The organism is Yoonia sp. (assembly GCF_036770585.1).
Taxonomy (GTDB): Bacteria; Pseudomonadota; Alphaproteobacteria; order Rhodobacterales; family Rhodobacteraceae; genus Yoonia.
Map to the genome: position 1 here is coordinate 1 of NZ_DAIPIW010000007.1, position 19,728 is coordinate 19,728.

Here is a 19,728-nt window from a genome sequence, read left to right on the forward strand (position 1 = left end):
GAAGGTGGCGAAACAATCGTGTTTCAGCGCGGCCTCGCGGATCAGGCGCTTGAAAAAGAAGACCTCGTCGGCCAGCTTTACGGGGTCGCCGTGGCGCAGATTGATCTCGAGCTGCCCCGCGCCGCCTTCCTGCGCGATGCCGTCGATCTCGAACCCCTGAATTTCGGCAAATTCGTAGATGTCGTCGATCACGGGGCCGTAGTCATCCACCGCCGTCATCGAATAGGCCTGCCGTCCGGCGGCGGGCCGCCCGGTGCGCCCCATCATCGGGGTGATCGGTTTGGCGGGATCGATATTGCGCCCGACCAGATAGAATTCCATCTCGGGCGCAATCACGGGCTTCCAGCCCTGCTTTTCATAGAGTGCGACAACCCGTTTCAGGACATTGCGCGGTGAGAACGCGACCGGACGGCCCTTTTGATCGAAGGCATCGTGGATCACCTGCAATGTGCCGTCGTTTGCCCAAGGCGCGGCCGTTGCGGTGCTCAGGTCCGGGCGCAGCACCATGTCAGGTTCAAGAAAGCCCTCGGGCCCTGCCGCCTCGCCCCAGTCGCCGGTGATGGTCTGAAAGAAGATCGAGTTGGGCAGATGGAACATCTGCTGCTTTTCCCATTTGGCCGCCGGAACCGCCTTGCCGCGGGCGATGCCGGGCAGGTCCGCGATCACGCATTCCACCTCGTCGAGGCGATTTTTCTCAAGGTAGATGCGGGCGGCCTCGGGGATGTGGTCCATCCAGCTCATGCGACGTTCCTTTCGCGGAAAAACTGCGCGATCTTGCCTGCAAGCAGGTCATTATCGACGGGTTTGTTGAGGTTCGCCGTCGCCTCTTGCACCAGCGCGTCCGGCACAACGCCCGGCGCGCGGTGGATCGCAAGGCCTTCGACAAAGACCGCGTCGAACTCGGGGTGGGCCTGCACGGTGAAGGCGCGGTCGCCGTAGACCAAAGCGGCGTTTGCGCAAAAATCGTTGCCGGCGACAACTTTTGCCGTTTCGGGCGCGGTGATCACCTGATCCTGATGCCATGCGTTCAGGGCGAGTGTCTGGCCGTTCCAGTCGTATTCGGTCCGGCCCACGGCCCAGCCGCCCTTGAATTTCTCCACATGGCCGCCAAGCGCCTGCGCGATGATCTGGTGGCCGAAACAGACACCGACCAGAGGGATCCCTGCGGCGTAGATGTCGCGGATCAACTGTTCCAGTGGTGGAATGAAAGGGTGGTCCTCGTAGGCCCCATGCTTGGAGCCGGTGATCAGCCAGCCGTCGCAAGCATCGACGCTGTCGGGAAAGTCCATGTCCACGACATTATAGGTCTGAAAGTCAAATCCCCGACCGGCCAGAAGCCTTGCAAAATGCGCGTCGTAGTCGCCCCGCGTCTCCCGCAGTTCGTCTGGCGCGTGGCCAGTCTGCAAAATACCGATTTTCATGATTCACCGTGTGCTTGATGTCTCCAAGCTAATCTGTCGCGGTGCACGGCGCTAGGGGGTCTGTCAGAATTTGATCAAACGGTATCCAGATAGAGCGCGAGTTGCTCGTCAGGTGTCAATTCCTGGAAATCGCGCCACTCTTGCCGTTTGGTCCGCAAGAAGTTGTCGACCAGTTCATTTCCGAAGATGCGCCGTGCGAATTCACTTTGATCAAAGACCTTGATGGCCGTTTCCCATTCCGTTGGAAGTTGCGGCAACTTTTGATCATAAGCATTCCCGCTGATCGGTGGCGGCGGTGTCATCGCGTCTTCGATCCCGATCAGCGCCGAGCCGAGGACAGCGGCAAGAAACAGGTAGGGGTTCACGTCACCCCCCGCCACGCGGTGCTCGATCCGGCGCGCGGCAAGGCTGCCGCCGGGCACCCGCACCGACGCAGTCCGGTTTTCATAGGCCCAGCAGATGGCTGTCGGCGCATGGCTTTCGGGAACCAGCCGTTCATAGCTGTTGCCATGCGGCGCAAAGATCAGCGCCAGTTCCGACATGCCCGCAAGGCAGCCCGCAATGGCATTCCGCAGCGTTTCGGTGCCTTCGAAACTCTGGTTGGCGAAGACGTTCTTGCCGTCCTCGTCGATGATCGAAAAATGCACATGCATCCCGTTGCCGGAATATTCTTCATAGGGCTTTGCCATGAAACTGGCCGCCATGCCGTGATTGCGCGCCAGACCCCGCACCAGCATCTTGAAAAGCCAGGCATCGTCCGCCGCCTTCAGCGCGTCGGGCACATGCTGCAGGTTGATCTCGAACTGGCCCAACCCGCTTTCCGACATCGCGGCTTCGGCGGGAATGCCCATCGCGTCGCAGGCATCGTAAAGGTCGTTGAAGAACGTATCGAAGGCATCCAGCGCCCGCAGCGACAGGATTTCCGCCGCATCCCGCCGCTTGCCGGACCGTGGGGACTTGGGTTGCCGGATTTCCTTGCCGCTGTCATCGATCAGGTAGAATTCCATCTCGGTCGCGACGACGGGCGTCAGACCGCGTGCCTTGTAGCGCTTGATGACCTCGGCCAGCGCATGGCGCGGATCACCGGCGAAGGGGCGTCCGTCCTCGTGATAGGTCCAGAGCGGCAAAAGCGCCGAAGGCGCCGGCAGCCATGGCATCGGGACATAGCCGCGCTCGGTCGGCAGCATCACGCCGTCCGCGTCGCCCATTTCGAAGACCAGAGGGCTGTCGATGATATCCTCGCCCCAGATGTCCACATTCACGGTCGAAAGCGGCATCCGTGTGCCGTCATGTTCAAGACGCGCGGCAAAGCGGCGCGGCACGCGCTTGCCGCGCGCCTGACCGTTCAGGTCTGCAACACCGCAACGCACGCTGCGGATTTCCGGATGGTCGTCGAGCCAGCTCATCTGATGATCTGTGGTTTGAAGGTCATGCGTTTGCGCCGCTCCTGTGGCAGATGCCGGTTGAGACGGCTGTTGATCAGCCCGAAAATGCCGATGATCACGAGCGTCAGCAAGATGAAATAGAAGGCTAGGATCGGATAGGGCACGAAAGGGTTGAATGTCTTGTCCGCGAAGTAGCTGGCATAATAGAGCGCATCACCGCGCTGCTGTGCGGCCGGAAACCCCGAGAAGAAAACCAGCGTCGTGGCATGGAAGAGAAAGATCGCCTCGTTCGTATAGGCGGGCCATGCCAGCCGCAGCATCGTGGGCCAGACCACCCGTCTGAAACGCGACCAGCCGGACAGCCCGTAGGCGTCAGCCGCCTCGGTATCGCCCTTGGGGATCGATTGCAGCGCGCCGTAGAAAATCTCGCCCGAGTAGGCGGCAGTGTTGAGAAACAGGACCACCAGCGCCCCGAGCCAAGCCGAGGTGAAAGGATCGAAGAACGAACTGACGCCGCGCAGGGTCAGGAACAGGAAGTAGGCAAAGAAGAACTGGATAAAAAGCGGCGAGCCCCGGAAGATGAAGATGAACCAACTGGCGGGCTTCCGGATCAGCGGGTTTCGTGCAGCCTTCCCCACGGCCACCGCCGTTGCCAGAAAGAACCCCGTCACCAGCGCGACCGTGCCGAAATAGATGTTCCAGATCATGCCCGAGCCGATCAGCACGAACTGCTGGCAGAGCGTGAAGTCAGAGCGCGGCAAAAGCCGCTCGCCGATGCCCTGACTGCGCAAGGCGTAATCGAGAAAGGTTTCCCAGCAGCTCATGCGGCCGCCGCCTTGCGCTGACGCTCGCCTGCGGCTGTCGCCTGCCCGAGGGTCAGCCGCGCCATGATCCGGTCCAGCACGACCTCGGACACTTTGGTGAAGGCCAGATAGAAAATCAGCAGCGCAAGGAAATACCACATCCGCCAGTCGCCATGGGGATAATCGGTGAATTGCGGGGTCTTGGTGCCGCCAAGCTCGCGCGCCCAATAGACGATATCCTCGACCCCCAGAAGGAACAGCAGCGGTGTGGACTTGATCAGCACCATCCAGAGGTTCGACAGCCCCGGCAGCGCGTAGACCCACATCTGCGGCACAAGGACCCGCCAGAAGGTCTGGCGGCGGCTCATCCCGAAGGCCTCGGCGGTTTCAAGCTGGCCCTTGGGGACGGCGCGCATTGCGCCGAAAAGGACGTTGGCGGCAAAGGCACCGAAGACAATGGCAAAGGTCAGGACCGCAAGGGCGAAGCCATAGACCTCGTGTATCCATTGCGGCGCGCTTCCCAGCGGCAGTTTCGCCGCAGCGCAAACGACAAAATCATTGCCTTGCCGGATCGGCGCATCCCAATCAGGGCATATGATCTTGTGCCGGATGTATTCAAAGGCCTGATCCAGCGCGATGACGAAAAACAGAAAAAAGGCGATGTCCGGCACGCCGCGCACGATCGCGATATAGCCCTTGCCGAACCAGCGCAGCGGAAGCGCCTGACTGCGGGCCGCCGCCGCGCCGCCGAACCCGAAGGCAAGCGCAAGCGGGGCAGTGATCGCCAAGAGCAGAAGAACCGTTCCCACCGACCAATAGATGTTCATGTGCTTGCCTGTGGTCAGGTAGCAGCTCATCCATTGAAAACCCTCCAGAGAGGCGGGATCGGTGCAGAAACTGAAAATGGCGTGATCTTTCGGCGCGGGCATGCGCCCCGGCCATCAGGCCGGAGCGCGCGCTGTCTTCAGTAGGTCTGGGTGTCTTCGCCGAACCACTTGATCAGCAACTCGTTCAGCGTGCCATCTTCTTTCATCGAGGTGATGGCGGCATCCATGGCGTCTTTCAGCGCGGTATCGCTTTCGCGGATACCCATGCCGACGCCACCGCCCAGCGGCACGGGGTCACCGACGAACACCAGCTCGCCACCCGAAGCCTCGACGATCGGCGCAAGGTAGTCACGGTCGGCCAGAACCGCATCCGCTTCGCCCGCACGCACGGCGGCGATGGTTTCCTCGGGCGTCGGGAATTCCAGCAGGCTTGCACCGGTATCGACGACATGGCCCGCCTGAATGGTAGAGGTCTGGGCCGCGATCACGCCACCGGTCACGTCAACACCGTCCGACAGCGCCACATAGGCCGAGGCGGTCGGCGGATAGTAGTCCTGCGTAAAGTCGATGACCTCGTCACGTTCGTCGGTGATCGACATGCCCGCGATGATGGTGTCGTAGTTGCCTGAGACGAGGTTCGGAATGATGCTGTCCCAGTCGTTCGTGACCCACTCGCAGGTCAGACCGGCGCGCAGGCAAAGCTCGTCGCCCAGCTCGCGCTCGAAGCCGTCGACGTCACCGGCATCGTTGATGAAGTTGTATGGAGGGTAGGCCCCTTCCGTGCCCATGCGGACCACGTCCTGTGCCAAAGTCATCGATCCGGCCAGCGCGAATGCCGCGGTCGTCAGTAGCAGTTTTTTCATCAGAATTCTCCCGAGTTGATGAGGTTATGTGACCGTCGCAGAGAGAAACCCCTGCAAACGTTCGGTCTTTGGATTGCCGAAAAGTTCGGCCGGCGGGCCTTGCTCTTCGATCTTGCCTTGGTGCAGGAAGACGACATGGTCGCTGACATCATTGGCCATGCGCATGTCATGGGTCACGATCAGCATGGTGCGCCCTTCGGCGGCCAGATCCTTGATCACCCTGACAACTTCCTGTTCCAGTTCCGGGTCGAGCGCGCTTGTCGGCTCGTCGAACAAAAGGGCCTTCGGTTCCATGCACAGCGCACGGGCAATGGCCGCCCGTTGCTGCTGGCCGCCGGATAGCTGGGCGGGATAGGCATCGCATTTGTCACCGATCCCGACCTTGTTTAGGTATTTGCGCGCGGCGGCCTCGACCTCGGCCTTTTCGCGTTTCAAGACGGTGACAGGCGCTTCCATGACGTTTTGCAGGATGGTCATATGGGCCCAGAGGTTGAATTGCTGGAACACCATCGACAGGTTCGTGCGGATGCGGATCATCTGCGCATGGTCGCCGGGGTGACGCTGCGCGCCTGCGCCTTTCCAGATGACGGGCTCGCCGCAGAAGATGACATCGCCCTGTTGGCTGTCCTCAAGCAGGTTGGCACAGCGCAAAAGCGTGGATTTGCCCGACCCCGAAGATCCGATCAGCGACACCACATGTCCGGCCGGTGCGGTGATGTCGACACCCTTGAGAACCTCGAGGCTCCCATAGGCTTTGTGCAGATTGCGGATCTCGATGACAGGTGCAGAGGTGGTCACGAAAGGCCTTTACTTGTTCCACCCGTCATTTGTGCGCATTTGTGAACCTTTTGCAACGGGACTCTGATCCTTGACCCTGCGTCAGGCCCCGATTGCCTCTGGCGTGGGCGGTATGGGCAGATCATAGGCGCCGGGCGGCAGGACGATGAGGTCGCGGATGCCAAGGGTGCTGCGGTCTGTGTCGGAAAGTGCTGCGATGGCCGCACGGACGGCCTCTTGCAGGTGCGGTGCAAGGTCCGGCTGGCCGGTGATCAGCGGCAGCCCCGCGACGGGCGCTGTCCGGTCGACCACCCGCAGGCCTTCGGTTTCGCCCAAACCCGCAAGTTGCCGCCACGTCTGGGCGTCGATGGTGGCGAAATCGGCCTCGCCGCCCCTGACCGCCCGCACCGAGGCGCGATGGCTGCCGGTGTGGCGCTTGTGGCCGGTCAGCACCTCGGGCCGCGTCAGCGCCAGCGCGGCCCAGCCGGATTGCGACTGCGGCTCGTTATAGGCAAAGGGGCGACCCGTCAGGTCGGCAAGACTTTCGATGGCAAGATCATCGCGGGTGATCACGACACTGTTGTAATGGCCCGGCGGACAGCCCGGCAAGCCATAGTCCGGCGTGCCGACAAGGGTCACATGGGCCTTCAATACCGCGCGGTAAGGCAGGCCGCAGGTCTGCGACATCAGCAGGTCAGGATCACGCCAATGGGTCAGCAGATCGGGAATTTCCGTCGCCAGCCTGTCGGGCGCATTGATGCCTGCCTGCCGAAGATGGTCGCGGATCGCAGCCCAGAACCGCGCATATCCCGCCACGGTCAGCGGCGTCAGATACATCGGCAGGCTGGCGATCATCCTGCGCTGACGCGCAGCCTTGCGCGGTGGCTTTCCTGATCGGTGATCCCCAGGAGAGGGGCGACCATCCGCATCAGACTGTCTTCCGCCTCGTCACGCACGCCATCCGAAAGGACCACGGCCCACATCGCCTCGATCACGGCGAGGCGGTCTTCATGGCTGACCGCATCCTTGATCGCGCGGGTAAAGCGCACGGTATCGGGGGCCTCGGCCTCCAGCGTCTCGCATTGGGCGCGCAGGTCCTGCGCGCCCGCCTGATCGAGGCCATAGCGCCGCATCAGCACATGATCGATCTGGGCGATTTCGGTCGCGGCATAGTCGCCATCGCTGCGGGCCAGCCGGACCAGAAGCGCGCCAAGGGCAAGGCGGGCGTCGGTATCGGGCAGGCGTTGCGGTTCGGGGGCGGTCAAACGCCGAAGAAGATCACTGAACATCGGCTTTACATAGTCGGCTTTGGCAGGGCTGCAAAGAGCGCGCCAAGCCGCGTTGCCGCATCCGTGAACCCGAAAGGCGCATTCACGACGAAAAGCCCCGACCCGACCATCCCGTGCCCCGCGCGGGCGGGCGGAAAGCGGACCTCATGGATCATCCCCGCGGGGATCGCATCCGACAGTGCGCGCAGCATGGGCTTGTGGCGATTGTCGGTCAGGATGGGATACCACAAGATGATCACGCCGACGTTCCATTTGCGATGCACCTGCGCGATGAATTTCGGGATCGTCTGATAGTCCGCCTTGACCTCGAATGACGGGTCGATCAGCAAGACGCCCCGCCGCGGCTCGGGCGGGCAGAGCGACAGTGTGGCGGCAAAGCCGTCCTGCTGGCGGATGACGGCACCATAGGGTTTCATGGCAGCGCGCAGGGCCTCGGCCTCTTGCGGGTGCAATTCGGCAAGGTGGATGCTGTCGATCGGGCGCAGGCATTCAGCCGCGATGACCGGAGAACCGGGGTAGGCGGCGTCACCATGCCGCGCGCGGATACGGTCCAACACGCGGGCGAAAGGATGATCCGCCGCGAACCATTCGGCGGCAACCCCGATCCCCTTCGCGGCTTCACCGGTCTTCTGCGCTGCGCTATCCGTCAGATCGTAAAGCCCGCGCCCCGCATGCGTTTCGATATAGGTCAGCGGTTTGTCCTTGGCCGTCATGTAATCCAGCACCCAAGCCAGAAGGCCGTGCTTGTGCACATCGGCAAGATTGCCCGCATGGTAGATATGCTGGTAAGACAGCATGGACGCGTTCCCTTTTTCCTTGGCCTAACCGAGTGGCCTGATGAAGTCTACGTGATCCGCTCGCGATTGGCGTTCGGCGTGCTAGGTCTTGGGTCATGCGAAGAAAGGATTTGCCCCATGTTCAAGAGTAGTCTGTTCATTTGCCTCGTTTGCGCGCCCGTGCTGGCAACAGCCCAGGACGGGACCAATGGCATCAGTTTCTGGTTGGGGATCGGCCCGCAATATGGCCCGGGCTATTTCGGCGCGGACGAACCGGTTCTGGGCACCGCTGCCGCGTTTTCGGTGGAACGCTTCCAATTCGGCACCATCACCACGGGCGGAGAGCCGCGCGACGGGGTCAGCCTGCGCGGATCGATCCGCTACATCGACGGGCGCTCTGCCGATGATTTCGACGAACTGGCAGGGCTGGCGGATATCGACCCCAGCCTGGAGCTTGGCGGCAGCATCGGATACCGGACGGGTGCGCTGAAAAGCTATCTCGCGCTGCGATATGGTGTCCTCGGACATGAGGCCGTCGTGGCCGAACTTGGTACGGACTATGCGGTCGACATCAGCCCGCGTGTCACCATCACTGCCGGCCCGCGCGCGCTGTGGGGGGATGACCGCTATGCACGGACATATTTCGGCGTCAGTCCCGAAGAGGCGGGTGTCAGTGCCTTTGACGCTTTCGATGCCGACGCGGGCTTTGTCTCTGCCGGTCTGAATGTCGAAGCGCGCTATGCGATCAGCGACAATTGGGCGGTGGTCGGCACGATCACCTATGACCGGCTGCTGGGCGACGCCGCCGACAGTCCGATCACGGTCTCGGATGACCAGATCAGCACGTCGATCACCGTCAGCCGCCGCTTCACCTTCGGCTTCTAGACCAGCCGCGAGGTTTCGACCGCCGCACGCACGAAATCGGCGAAAAGCGGATGCGGCGCGAAGGGCTTGGATTTCAGCTCGGGGTGGAATTGCACCCCGATGAACCACGGGTGGTTGTCCCATTCGACGATCTCGGGCAGCTTGCCATCCGGTGACATGCCCGAGAACTTCAACCCCGCCTGTTCCAGCACGTCCCGATACTTGATATCCACCTCGTAGCGGTGACGGTGGCGTTCCTCGATGGTTGTGGTGCCATAGACGGCGGCGACCTTCGACCCTTCCTTCAGGGATGCGTTATAGGCGCCCAGACGCATGGTCCCGCCCTTGTCGTCGTCGGCCTTGCGGGCGACGGTGTGGTTGCCCTGCACCCATTCCTTCAGGTGGTAGACGACAGGCTCGAACCGCTTTTGGCCGGCTTCGTGGTCGAATTCTTCCGACCCCGCCTTTGTCAGACCCGCGACATTCCGCGCCGCTTCGATCACGGCCATCTGCATGCCAAGGCAGATGCCAAGGTAGGGGATCTTTTTCTCGCGGGCGAACTGGGCCGCCTTGATCTTGCCCTCGGTGCCGCGCTCGCCGAAACCGCCGGGCACAAGGATCGCGTGGAACCCTTCGAGGTGGGGTGTCGCGTCTTCATGGTCGAAGAGTTCCGCATCGACCCATTCCACCCTGACCTTCACACGATTGGCCATGCCGCCATGGGTCAGCGCCTCGGCAATCGATTTGTAGGCATCTTCCAGCTGCGTGTATTTGCCGACAATGGCGACCTTCACCTCGCCTTCGGGATTGTGGATGCGGTCGTAGACGTCATGCCAGACCTCCAGTTTCGGGGCCGGGGCCGGCGATATCCCGAAGGCATCCAGCACCGCCTGATCCAGACCCTCACGGTGATAGGCCAACGGCGCCTCGTAGATCGATCGCAGGTCATAGGCCGCCACCACGCTTTGTTTGCGGACGTTGCAGAAAAGGGCGATCTTCTCGCGCTCTTTTTCGGGGATCGGCTGTTCGGACCGGCAGACAAGGATATCGGGCGCGATCCCGATGGATTGCAATTCCTTGACCGAGTGTTGGGTCGGCTTGGTCTTCAACTCGCCACTGGCCGCGAGATAGGGCAGCAGGGTCAGATGCATGAAGATGCACTGGCCGCGCGGCTTGTCATGGGCGAACTGGCGGATGGCTTCGAAGAAAGGCAGGCCTTCGATGTCACCGACCGTGCCGCCGATCTCGCAGAGCATGAAATCGACCTCGTCTTCACCGATGCTGATGAAGTCCTTGATCTGGTTGGTCACATGCGGGACGACCTGAATGGTCTTGCCAAGGTAGTCGCCGCGGCGCTCTTTCTCGAGGACATCGGAATAGATGCGTCCCGAAGACACGGAATCCGTCTTGCGGGCCGGCACACCGGTGAACCGTTCATAATGCCCGAGGTCGAGATCGGTTTCCGCGCCATCATCGGTGACGAAGACCTCGCCATGCTCGAAAGGTGACATCGTGCCGGGATCGACGTTCAGGTAGGGGTCCAGCTTGCGCAGGCGGACCGAATAGCCGCGCGCCTGAAGCAGGGCACCAAGCGCCGCAGAGGCAAGGCCTTTGCCAAGCGAGGAAACCACACCACCGGTGATGAAAACAAAGCGCGCCATGGGCTGGGGTCTCCCGCGAGAAAGGTCCAAAACTGTGGAAAAGCGAATGGTAAAACTCGCATCGTCACGGGGTTTGACGCATAGCGGATTCGGACCGCTTTGACAACCACTGCCCCAAGATCATGTTGGGGGCCGATACCCCGTAGCAACAGGTTGTGGTCAGTTCCCCGATGGCAACAAAGGCGCGTCATCGGCCGAGGGTGGCAGCAGGCTGTCGCCCAGCGAAGGCACAGTGACACCATCTTCCGCAGGCAACGCGTTCAGACGATCAGCCACCGATGCGCCCGAGGCATTGCTTTGCGCGATCAGCGTCAGGGCGATGGATGTGCAGATGAACGCAACGGCCAGCGCCCATGTGAATTTGCTCATCGCGGTTGCCGCAGGGCGAGACCCGGTCGCACCGCCACCGCCACCCATGCCAAGCCCGCCGCCTTCGGAACGCTGCAAAAGCACGGTACCGATCAGGCTGAGCGCAAGGATCAGGTGGATGATGAGAACGACATTTTCCATTCATGGGCCTTTCGGGGGCGTTCGCGAACACGCGGTATCTAAAAGCTGCCGCACGATCCCGCAACCCCTGAAAACGGGCTATTCGTCCACGTCATCCACATCGGCCTGTCCGGTCAGGCGGCGGCGGACGATCGACCAGGACAATCCGACCGCAAGCACGACGGACAGGGCGAAAATCGCGATCCAGGTATTGACCGTCGGGTCGTCGAGACTGATCAGCCCCTGATCGAACAGCACCCACAGGAAGGTCGCGACCACAGCCAGGATCAGGATCATGCCGAACAGTCCGATCGACCGGAATGTCGCGCGCAGATAGACGATGTAACCGACCAGCAGAACAAGACCGATCATCACGACCATCGACAGGTTGGTCTCGTAGGTGGACCTTGCCCAGGCCACATAGTTCCAGTCCGTCGGATTGTAGGTCGCCGCCAGAAGGATCAGCGCGCATACCCAGCGAATGACAAACCCCATCCGGCGTCTCCGTCTTGTCTCGGGCCGAGCATGCCGCCGCACCCGGCGGCTGTCCAGCGCCCTCTGGGCCAAATTAGCGGTTTCCCCGCTGATGCCGGAAAGATATAGGAGGCACGCATTTATCCAAAGGAACGGAGTCTGATGGCAAACGTGGTGGTCGTGGGCGCCCAATGGGGTGACGAGGGCAAGGGCAAGATCGTGGATTGGCTGTCGGAACGGGCCGATGTGATCGCACGGTTTCAGGGCGGGCATAACGCCGGCCACACGCTGGTCATCGACGGCAAGGTCTACAAGCTGCACGCCCTGCCTTCAGGCGTCGTGCGCGGCGGCAAGCTTTCGGTGATCGGCAATGGCGTGGTGCTCGACCCTTGGCACCTGCTAGGCGAGATCGAGACCCTGCGCGGGCAGGGGGTCGAAATCACCCCCGAAAGCCTGATGATCGCCGAAAACACGCCGCTGATCCTGCCGTTCCATGGCGAGCTTGACCGCGCCCGCGAAAACCAGAACTCCGTCGCCAAGATCGGCACCACCGGTCGCGGGATCGGACCAGCCTACGAGGACAAGGTCGGCCGCCGCGTGATCCGTGTGGCAGACCTTGCCGACGATGCCACGCTGGAGTTGCGCGTGGACCGTGCCTTGGTGCACCACGACGCGCTGCGGCGCGGTCTTGGCCTTGATCCGATCGACCGGGGTGCCCTTTTGGCGCAACTGCGCGATGTCGCGCCTGCGATCCTTGAATATGCCGCCCCCGTCTGGAAGGTGCTGAACGAAAAGCGCAAGGCGGGCAAGCGCATCCTTTTCGAGGGGGCGCAGGGCGCGCTTTTGGACATCGACTTCGGCACTTACCCTTTCGTGACCTCGTCGAACGTCATTGCCGGTCAGGCCGCCACCGGTGTCGGCATGGGTCCGGGTGCCATCGATTTCGTGCTGGGGATCGTCAAGGCCTATACCACCCGCGTGGGTGAGGGGCCTTTCCCGACCGAGCTTTTCGATGATGACGGTGAACGGCTGGGCCAGCGCGGGCACGAATTCGGAACGACAACGGGGCGCAAGCGGCGCTGCGGTTGGTTCGATGCCTGTCTCGTCCGCCAGACCTGCGCGACCTCGGGTGTCTCGGGCATCGCGCTGACCAAACTGGATGTCCTCGACGGTTTCGAGACGCTCAAGATTTGTGTCGGCTATGAACTCGACGGCAAGCAGCTTGACTACCTTCCAACGGCTGCCGATCAGCAGGCACGCTGCACACCCGTCTACGAAGAGATCGAAGGCTGGGCGGACTCGACCGAAGGCGCGCGGTCATGGGCGGACCTGCCCGCGCAGGCGATCAAATACGTGCGCCGCATCGAAGAGTTGATCGACTGCCCCGTCGCCCTAGTTTCCACCTCGCCGGAAAGAGACGACACCATTCTGGTGACCGACCCCTTCGCCGATTGAGGAAAGATGACCTACAAAGCACGCAAACGACTGGCCATTTTTATTCTTGTGGTGGGGCTGCCCATCTACATGATCTTCGCCGCGACCATCATGAGCGGCATGATGAACAACCAGATCCGTTTGCCCATGGTCGTGGAGTTTCTGGCCTATATCGTCTTGGGCGTCGGTTGGGCGCTGCCGCTGAAGTGGGTGTTCAAGGGGATCGGACAACCCGACCCTGATGCACCGCGGCAGGACTGAAAAAGGCGGGCACGCGGCCCGCCTTTGTTGCGCTTGTCCTGATCCTAGCCCTGCGCCACACGCGATGACCTTGGTCTGAAAGGCGTGTTCTCATCCACCTTGAAGCGGCCATTGTTCAACTTGGTAAACCGCGCCTGACGCAACAGGCGCCCAAAGCAGCGCAGGCCATCCTCGCGCGAGATTTCCTCACGCGATGCGGACTGCACAAGACGCATCAGCTGTGGCCGGGTGAAATCCGCCTCGCCTTCGACAAAGGTGATATAGGCCGCAGCCGCTTCCAGCCGGTCGCCAAGGTCCGTGACACCGTGGCGGTCAAGGAAGACAACAAAGTCCTCGGTCTTGGATTTCGGGCTTGCGTCCTTCTTCGCCGCGATTTCGCGCAGGCGTTCGGCAGCGGCATCAAGGGGCTTGGAAGTGACCCGAGCCTGAGACGTGATCGCCTCGGCGCCCTTCGCCTTTTCGTCCTCGACGGTTTTGACCAGCTTTAGCGGCGGCAGACCCTCGGACCGTGGCTGCCCCTCGGGGCTGAGGGCGCCGAAGTCTTCGCGGAAGGCCTCGCCCGCATCGCGGGACCGCGCATTGTCGCCAAGTTGACGGGCCGCTTCGGTCGCCGCGACCGCTGCCTTGAGCTGGGCAAGCGCATCGCGCTGGCGGCGGCCTTCGGGCTCTTCAAGCTGGTGGTTCGTCTCGCTGAAGATGCGGCTCATCGCGTCCTCGACACGGGTCGGCAGACCATGGCGCGACATCTCGTTGCGGGGGCGGTTGGCGATTTCCCTTTCGATCTCGGCCAGTTCCGCGGAAAGATCGAAATCGTCGTCGTCATCTTCGCTGACATCTTCGCTGTGTTGACGTGTCGGCGGCGTGGTCAGCAAAAGTGGACGTTCCGGGCCGGATGCAGCCTCGTCGTCCTCGTCCTCGTCCTCGTCATCGTCGAGGTCCACATCCGCGACATCGTCGTCGTTGTCATCGTCGTCATTATCATCGTCGTTGTCGCGTGTTTCCGCGAAGTCTGCCGTGTCGTCGTCATCCTGCTCCATCGCTGCTGCGATGGCATCTTTTGGATCAGTCTCGGCGACATGGGTTTCTGGCGTAAGGTCCTCGGTATCGGCCTCGGACCCGGCATGGTCTGCGTCTTCGGCTGTCTCCAAGTCCTCGATCGGTTCGCCGAAAACGAAATCGTCCGCTGCGTCATCTGTCAATTCCGCCGCGATATCGGCAACCTCGGGTTCATCCTCATCGGCTTTTGCGACAGGATCGAGATCGTCCGCCGCAAGATCATCGGTATCGGCGTCCATGATAGACTTGTCGTCGTCGTCCCATGATTCCGCTTCTGCGAGGTCGTCATCGAAAGCCAAGGCGTCATCCACCTCGTCGTCGTAACCTTCATCCCCGGTCGCGCTGTCAAGATCCGCGGTCGGCGCGTGCTCTGTCTCGGGGGTCTCGTCCTCGGCGGTGTATTCCTCTGCCTCAAGCGGCGAGACCGCGCGGTCATCGGCCTGCATCAGTTCCGAGTTGCGCTTGGCAAGCTCGGCAAGCCGCTGTGCCAAGGGATTTCCGGGGCGCAAGGGGGTCACGGAAGTCTCTTGCTCGGCCTTGGGCGCGGAGGGTGTCAGGTTGCGGCTGACCGCATCACGGATACGGCTTAGCTTGCGCCCCAGATCGGCATCTTCGCCCGTGGTGTCGGGCTGGGCTTCACCCAAGGGCTTGGACACGGGCGCAAACCCTGCGCTGGCCAGAAACGCCTGGTCTTCTTCGCTCCATGAATCGCGCAGGATACGGGTGCGCATATTCGAACTGCGGATATCGGCGGCTGTGTCGTCCTCGCGCGGTTCCGCCTCGGCATCGGTCTGCTGTGCGAGGATTTCCTCTTCCGAGGGCAGGTCATCGCCGACATCCTCATCGACCTCATCGACCTCATCGACCTCATCGACCTCATCGACCTCATCGACCTCATCGGCCGCTTCGGCGGACCATGCGGTCAGGTCCTCTTCTTCCTCGGCATCATCGAACTGCGGCGCTGCCGGTTCCGCGGCCTCTTCAGGCTGGCGGGTCAGGCTGACGCCAAGGTCGGTGGGTTCAGCGATCACGGACCCGCCCGATTGTGCCTCGGCAAGCCGGGCAAGCGTATTCAGGTCCGGAATGCCGCGTGAGACCTCGAAGAAATTCTCGTTTCCGGCAAGCTCGTGAAAATAGGTCACGACCGTCTTCATCGTCTCGACTGCGTCGTCGAACCCTTCGAGCCGGCAGGAGAACTTGCCGTATGCGACATCGAGGATTTTATTTTGCTCGCCCATGAGATAACGCTTTCTCTGCTGTCTACGGCCATGCGTAGGCCCAACTTGCCGTCAATTCAGACGATCCCAACAACGGGTTACATTCAGGATCATTTTGTGACCCTTTTGAGGAATGTTTGTGAATCGAGGTCCAATTTTTGAATTCTAACCTAATTGTTTCTCACGATAGGGCAATTTGCCTTGTTGGCGGATCGCGAATTTTAGAATCGGCGTTTTCTGCGGCAAAACTCTTTGCGGATGTTTTTGTCGCCGTAGATTCGGGGGCTGACTTCCTTTTGGCCCGCGACCTTCTGCCCATGGCGGTGGTCGGGGATTTTGACAGCCTCTCGGACGCCGCACGCCACCGCTTTGGTGACCGGCTTTACCACATTTCGGAACAATCCACGACCGACTTCGAAAAGGCGCTGTCGCGGGTTGCGGCACCTTGCGTGATTGCCTTGGGGTTCACGGGCGGACGTCTGGACCATCTGCTTGCGGTGCTGGGCACGATGGTCCGGCAGCCGGTGCCGCCGGTGCTGCTGGTCGATCAGGACGATGCAAGCTTCGTCGCCCAGCCCGGCGAGACCGTGCTGGACCTTGCCCGAGAAACGCGGATTTCGGTGATGCCGGTCACGCAATGCCGCGCGGTGTCGCTGTCGGGGGTGGTCTGGTCCTTTGCGGATCAGGCGATGTCGCTGGATACCTTCACCAGCCCGTCCAATGCGGCCCTCGGAGGGCGCGTGACCCTGACCACAACCGATCCGGTCCTCGTCACGCTGCCCCGGGCACAACTGGCGGACGCCGTGAAAGCCGTCTCTCGCGCAGGATGATGTAAAGTCCCGCTGCAACGGTGATGCAGATCCCGACGGCGGCCAGCCCGTTGGGCAGATCGCGGAAGATCAGCCAGCCGAAGGCGGTGGCGAAGGGTATCTCCAGATACTGCATCGGTGCGAGGGTCGAGGCCGGGGCGAACCGCAGGCTCCAGGTCATGAACAGATGCGCCAGCGTGCCGACGACGCCCATCGCGCCGATCAGCAGCCAGGTCGCTGCATCCAGATCGAGACCCGCCTCGCCTTGCAACTGCGGCATCAGCAAAAGGGCCGCGCCAAGCATGACGATGGCCTGAATGCCGCTGATCGCCTGCAGCTTGACCGGGTCCAGCGCCCGCGCGACCTTGCGCGTCACCATCATGAAAAGGGCAAAGACAACGGCAACGCCCAAAGGCAAGAGCGCCGGATAGCCGACCTCGGCAAAGTTCGGCTGGATCACCAGAAGCGTGCCTGCAAACCCCACGATACAGGCGACCAGCCGGTGCCAGCCCACCTCTTCGCCCATGGCGAAATGCCCCAAGATCAGCATGATGAAAGGCATCACGAAGACAATCGCAATGGCATCGGCCAGCGGCAGGTATCGCAGCGCCGAGAACATCAGCCCGATCCCCGCGATATGCAGCACGGTGCGCAGCAGGGTCCAGCCCAGCACACCCTTGGGCAGGCGCAGATCCTTGCCGCCCAGCAAGACCAGAGGGATCAGGAGGATCGCCTGAATACCGAAACGAAACGCCACCAGAACCGCGATGGCCACCACTCCGCCAAGCAGCTTTGCGATACTGTCCCCGATGGGCGCCAGCACGCAAAAGGCAAGCATCAGCATCACGCCGAGGAAGGGTCGGTCCGTCGTCATCCGGGCAAGCCTAGGGCCATGGCTAGCCATACTCAACAGGTCTCGTGACATGGCCGCCGGTGCCGGATGATCCGTCTCAGCAGTTGGGCACATTCACGGCCAGACCGCCAAGGGCCGTTTCCTTGTATTTCTCGCTCATGTCCGCGCCGGTCTGGCGCATCGTCTCGATCGCCACATCCAGTGACACAAGGTGCTTGCCGTCGCCACGCAAGGCAAGCGAGGCCGCCGAGACCGCCTTGATCGCGCCCAGCCCGTTGCGTTCGATGCAAGGGACCTGCACCAGCCCCTTGACCGGGTCGCAGGTCATGCCGAGGTGATGTTCCAGCGCGATCTCGGCCGCGTTTTCGATCTGCTCGGGCGTGCCACCCAGCACGGCGGCAAGGCCCGCCGCCGCCATGGCCGCCGCGCTGCCCACCTCGGCCTGACAGCCGCATTCCGCGCCTGAAATCGAGGCGTTGAACTTGATCAGCCCGCCGATCGCGGCGGCGGTCAGCAGGAATTCCGGCACCCGCGAAGATGTCGCACCGGGCACATGGTCCAGCCAGTAGCGGATCGTTGCGGGGATCACGCCTGCCGCGCCATTGGTCGGTGCGGTGACGACCTGACCGCCTGCGGCGTTTTCCTCGTTCACGGCCATCGCATAGGTGGACATGTAATCGTTGATCGTATGGGGTGCTGTCAGGTTCATTCCGCGCTCGGCCTGCAGCGCGTCATGGATCCCCTTGGCGCGGCGACGGACATTCAGCCCGCCGGGCAGGATCCCTTCGGTCGTCAACCCGCGGTCGATACAGCCGTTCATCACCTCCCAGATACGGGCGAGGCCACGGTCGAGGTCCGTGCCCGGCATCCGTGAAAGCTCGTTGGCGCGCTTCATCGCGGCAATCGACTTGGCCGCGTTTGCGGCCATCGCCAGCATCTCGTCGGCGGTCTTGAAGGGATAGGGGACGGCGGGGCCGGTGTCGCTGTTCTTTCCGTCGGCCAGTTCCTCGGCGGTCAGCACAAAGCCGCCTCCGATGGAATAGTAGGTGACCTGCGTGATCACATCGCCCTGGGCATCGGTGCCGCGCAGGATCAGCCCGTTGGCATGGCCGGGCAGGGCGGGGCCATAGTCGAAGAGCAGGTCCTCGGACGGATTGAAGCGCAACTGTCCCAGACCGTCGGGCGCGACATGATGTTCTGCCTTGATCCGCGCCAGTTCCGCCTCGGCCTTGTCCGCGTCATAGTCATCGGCCCGAAACCCCGCCAGCCCAAGGATCACCGCGCGGTCCGTCGCATGGCCGACGCCGGTGAAGGCAAGGCTGCCGTGCAGCGAGGCCTTCAGACCCGCCACGCCGAAGGGCTGTGCGCGCAGATGATCGAGAAACCGCGCCGCGGCGACCATCGGCCCGATCGTATGGGATGAAGACGGGCCGACGCCGACCTTGAACATATCGAAAACGGACAGGAACACCGGGCCAGACTTCCTTTGGATGGGCGCGCCTTGGGGGCGCACCATGGGGCGACGTCCCCTGACACCTATCCCAACCGGCAGGGATGCCAAAGCTCAAAACCGACCATCACAGGGGCCGAAAGCGAAATGGCCCGTGGTCCGCTGATTCTGGCCTCGCACCTTCGGGCCATCGCGTTTATAGTCACCACGATTAGTGCGGAGCGTAGCATGGGCAGCGAACTGACCCCCATCGACAAGGCGAAATTCGTCGCGGCCAAACAGGCCACCGAATATGTCGAAAACGGTATGAAGCTGGGGCTTGGGACGGGCTCGACCGCTGCATGGTTCGTGACCTGCCTTGGCGAGATGGTCCGCGACGACGGGCTGAAACTGACCTGTGTGGCGACGTCAGACGAAACGGCATCGCTTGCCCGACAGGTCGGTCTGAAGGTCGTCTCACTGGAAGAGGCGCGATGGCTTGACCTGACCGTGGACGGCACGGACGAGTTCGACGAGACGCTGGCCCTGATCAAGGGCGGCGGCGGGGCGCTCTTGCGCGAAAAGATCGTCGCGACAGCCAGCGACAGGATGATGGTCATCGCCGATGCCAGCAAGCGCGTGGCGCAACTGGGGGCCTTCCCGCTGCCGGTCGAGGTGGTGCCTTTCGGCGCGGCGATTACGGGCGGGCTGATCCAGGAAATGCTGATCGGGATGGACGTCCTTGGCCGCGAGGCGGTCTTGCGGATGGAGGGTGACACCCCCTTCGTGACGGACGAGGGCAACTATATCCTCGATCTGCATCTCAAACACATCGGCGATCCGCGCCGGATCAGCTTCATGCTGAACCAGATCCCCGGCGTTATCGAAAACGGGCTGTTCATCGATATCTGCGACACGGTCATCGTCGGGCATGGTGACGGAAAAGTGACCGTGCGCGACTTCACCAACAACAGCGCCGAGATCCACCATTACGACGTGCGTGACGACGACAACATCTTCATGGATATCGAAGACTAACC

At 62.2% G+C, this 19,728-nt stretch carries 20 protein-coding genes and 1 pseudogene; 5 read left to right on the top strand and 16 right to left on the bottom strand.

The genetic code is table 11. From position 1 onward, the window contains the following. The 10 genes and pseudogenes from V7N12_RS02550 to V7N12_RS02595 all read right to left on the bottom strand — a co-directional run. Nucleotides 1-741: pseudogene (locus tag V7N12_RS02550) on the bottom strand (glutamine synthetase); the annotation flags it as partial. After that, nucleotides 738-1,421: a type 1 glutamine amidotransferase gene (locus V7N12_RS02555; protein ID WP_333712475.1), complete on the bottom strand. Its 684-nt coding sequence runs from the start codon at nt 1,419-1,421 to the stop codon at nt 738-740. The pseudogene V7N12_RS02550 and the gene V7N12_RS02555, both read right to left, overlap by 4 nt. Nucleotides 1,422-1,495: 74 nt before the next feature. Next, the gene (locus V7N12_RS02560) at nt 1,496-2,827 is read right to left on the bottom strand and encodes a glutamine synthetase family protein (RefSeq protein ID WP_333712476.1); all 1,332 of its coding nucleotides are present in this window, start codon (nt 2,825-2,827) and stop codon (nt 1,496-1,498) included. Next, nucleotides 2,824-3,630 carry an ABC transporter permease gene (locus V7N12_RS02565; RefSeq protein WP_333712477.1) on the bottom strand — a complete coding sequence of 269 codons (807 nt, stop codon included), beginning with the start codon at nt 3,628-3,630 and terminating at the stop codon, nt 2,824-2,826. Before V7N12_RS02565 ends, V7N12_RS02560 begins: the two co-directional genes overlap by 4 nt. Next, nucleotides 3,627-4,514, bottom strand: a complete 888-nt coding sequence (locus tag V7N12_RS02570) for an ABC transporter permease (RefSeq protein WP_333712564.1) — start codon at nt 4,512-4,514, stop codon at nt 3,627-3,629. Before V7N12_RS02570 ends, V7N12_RS02565 begins: the two co-directional genes overlap by 4 nt. Nucleotides 4,515-4,573: 59 nt before the next feature. Then, a complete protein-coding gene (locus tag V7N12_RS02575; RefSeq protein ID WP_333712479.1) occupies nt 4,574-5,299 on the bottom strand; it encodes a transporter substrate-binding domain-containing protein in 726 nt (241 codons plus the stop codon). A 24-nt stretch (nt 5,300-5,323) separates the two neighbouring features. After that, nucleotides 5,324-6,097, bottom strand: coding sequence for an ABC transporter ATP-binding protein (locus tag V7N12_RS02580; RefSeq protein ID WP_333712481.1), 774 nt, complete (start codon nt 6,095-6,097; stop codon nt 5,324-5,326). A gap of 81 nt (nt 6,098-6,178) precedes the next feature. Beyond that, nucleotides 6,179-6,931 carry a phosphate/phosphite/phosphonate ABC transporter substrate-binding protein gene (locus V7N12_RS02585; protein WP_333712483.1) on the bottom strand — a complete coding sequence of 251 codons (753 nt, stop codon included), beginning with the start codon at nt 6,929-6,931 and terminating at the stop codon, nt 6,179-6,181. Next, complete coding sequence (locus V7N12_RS02590) at nt 6,928-7,365, bottom strand: tellurite resistance TerB family protein (RefSeq protein ID WP_333712485.1); 438 nt, start codon at nt 7,363-7,365, stop codon at nt 6,928-6,930. Before V7N12_RS02590 ends, V7N12_RS02585 begins: the two co-directional genes overlap by 4 nt. Nucleotides 7,366-7,370: 5 nt before the next feature. Continuing rightward, nucleotides 7,371-8,162 carry a 23S rRNA (adenine(2030)-N(6))-methyltransferase RlmJ gene (locus V7N12_RS02595; RefSeq protein WP_333712487.1) on the bottom strand — a complete coding sequence of 264 codons (792 nt, stop codon included), beginning with the start codon at nt 8,160-8,162 and terminating at the stop codon, nt 7,371-7,373. 117 nt (nt 8,163-8,279) lie between these two features. On the opposite strand from V7N12_RS02595, the gene V7N12_RS02600 reads away from it, so the two are divergent. Then, nucleotides 8,280-9,026 (top strand): MipA/OmpV family protein, encoded by a 747-nt coding sequence (locus V7N12_RS02600; protein ID WP_333712489.1) that lies wholly within the window; start codon nt 8,280-8,282, stop codon nt 9,024-9,026. Here V7N12_RS02600 and V7N12_RS02605 read toward each other — a convergent pair. The 3 genes from V7N12_RS02605 to V7N12_RS02615 all read right to left on the bottom strand — a co-directional run bounded on the left by V7N12_RS02605 (nt 9,023) and on the right by V7N12_RS02615 (nt 11,650). Further along, nucleotides 9,023-10,666, bottom strand: coding sequence for a CTP synthase (locus V7N12_RS02605; protein WP_333712491.1), 1,644 nt, complete (start codon nt 10,664-10,666; stop codon nt 9,023-9,025). The genes V7N12_RS02600 and V7N12_RS02605 overlap by 4 nt on opposite strands. Before the next feature lie 159 nt (nt 10,667-10,825). Further along, nucleotides 10,826-11,176, bottom strand: a complete 351-nt coding sequence (gene secG, locus V7N12_RS02610) for a preprotein translocase subunit SecG (protein ID WP_333712493.1) — start codon at nt 11,174-11,176, stop codon at nt 10,826-10,828. Between the two features lie 78 nt (nt 11,177-11,254). Beyond that, nucleotides 11,255-11,650 (bottom strand): DUF6524 family protein, encoded by a 396-nt coding sequence (locus tag V7N12_RS02615; protein ID WP_333712495.1) that lies wholly within the window; start codon nt 11,648-11,650, stop codon nt 11,255-11,257. A 141-nt stretch (nt 11,651-11,791) separates the two neighbouring features. On the opposite strand from V7N12_RS02615, the gene V7N12_RS02620 reads away from it, so the two are divergent. Further along, on the top strand, nt 11,792-13,084 hold the full coding sequence (locus tag V7N12_RS02620; RefSeq protein ID WP_333712497.1) for an adenylosuccinate synthase: 1,293 nt from the start codon (nt 11,792-11,794) through the stop codon (nt 13,082-13,084). A 6-nt stretch (nt 13,085-13,090) separates the two neighbouring features. Beyond that, nucleotides 13,091-13,324: a DUF2842 domain-containing protein gene (locus tag V7N12_RS02625; protein ID WP_333712498.1), complete on the top strand. Its 234-nt coding sequence runs from the start codon at nt 13,091-13,093 to the stop codon at nt 13,322-13,324. Between the two features lie 44 nt (nt 13,325-13,368). Here V7N12_RS02625 and V7N12_RS02630 read toward each other — a convergent pair whose 3' ends face one another. Next, nucleotides 13,369-15,618, bottom strand: a complete 2,250-nt coding sequence (locus V7N12_RS02630; RefSeq protein ID WP_333712499.1) for a hypothetical protein — start codon at nt 15,616-15,618, stop codon at nt 13,369-13,371. A 137-nt stretch (nt 15,619-15,755) separates the two neighbouring features. Here V7N12_RS02630 and V7N12_RS02635 point away from each other — a divergent pair, with 137 nt between their 5' ends. Then, entirely contained in the window at nt 15,756-16,427 is a 672-nt protein-coding gene (locus tag V7N12_RS02635) for a thiamine diphosphokinase (protein WP_333712501.1), read from the top strand. Here the strand turns inward: V7N12_RS02635 and V7N12_RS02640 are convergent. Both V7N12_RS02640 and V7N12_RS02645 read right to left on the bottom strand, forming a co-directional pair. Further along, nucleotides 16,369-17,280, bottom strand: coding sequence for a DMT family transporter (locus tag V7N12_RS02640; RefSeq protein WP_333712503.1), 912 nt, complete (start codon nt 17,278-17,280; stop codon nt 16,369-16,371). The genes V7N12_RS02635 and V7N12_RS02640 overlap by 59 nt on opposite strands. Nucleotides 17,281-17,356: 76 nt before the next feature. Next, nucleotides 17,357-18,730, bottom strand: a complete 1,374-nt coding sequence (locus tag V7N12_RS02645; protein ID WP_333712504.1) for an L-serine ammonia-lyase — start codon at nt 18,728-18,730, stop codon at nt 17,357-17,359. Nucleotides 18,731-18,937: 207 nt separating this feature from the next. Between V7N12_RS02645 and rpiA the strand changes: the two genes are divergently transcribed. Beyond that, nucleotides 18,938-19,726 (top strand): ribose-5-phosphate isomerase RpiA, encoded by a 789-nt coding sequence (gene rpiA / locus V7N12_RS02650; RefSeq protein ID WP_333712506.1) that lies wholly within the window; start codon nt 18,938-18,940, stop codon nt 19,724-19,726. Nucleotides 19,727-19,728: the final 2 nt, after the last annotated feature.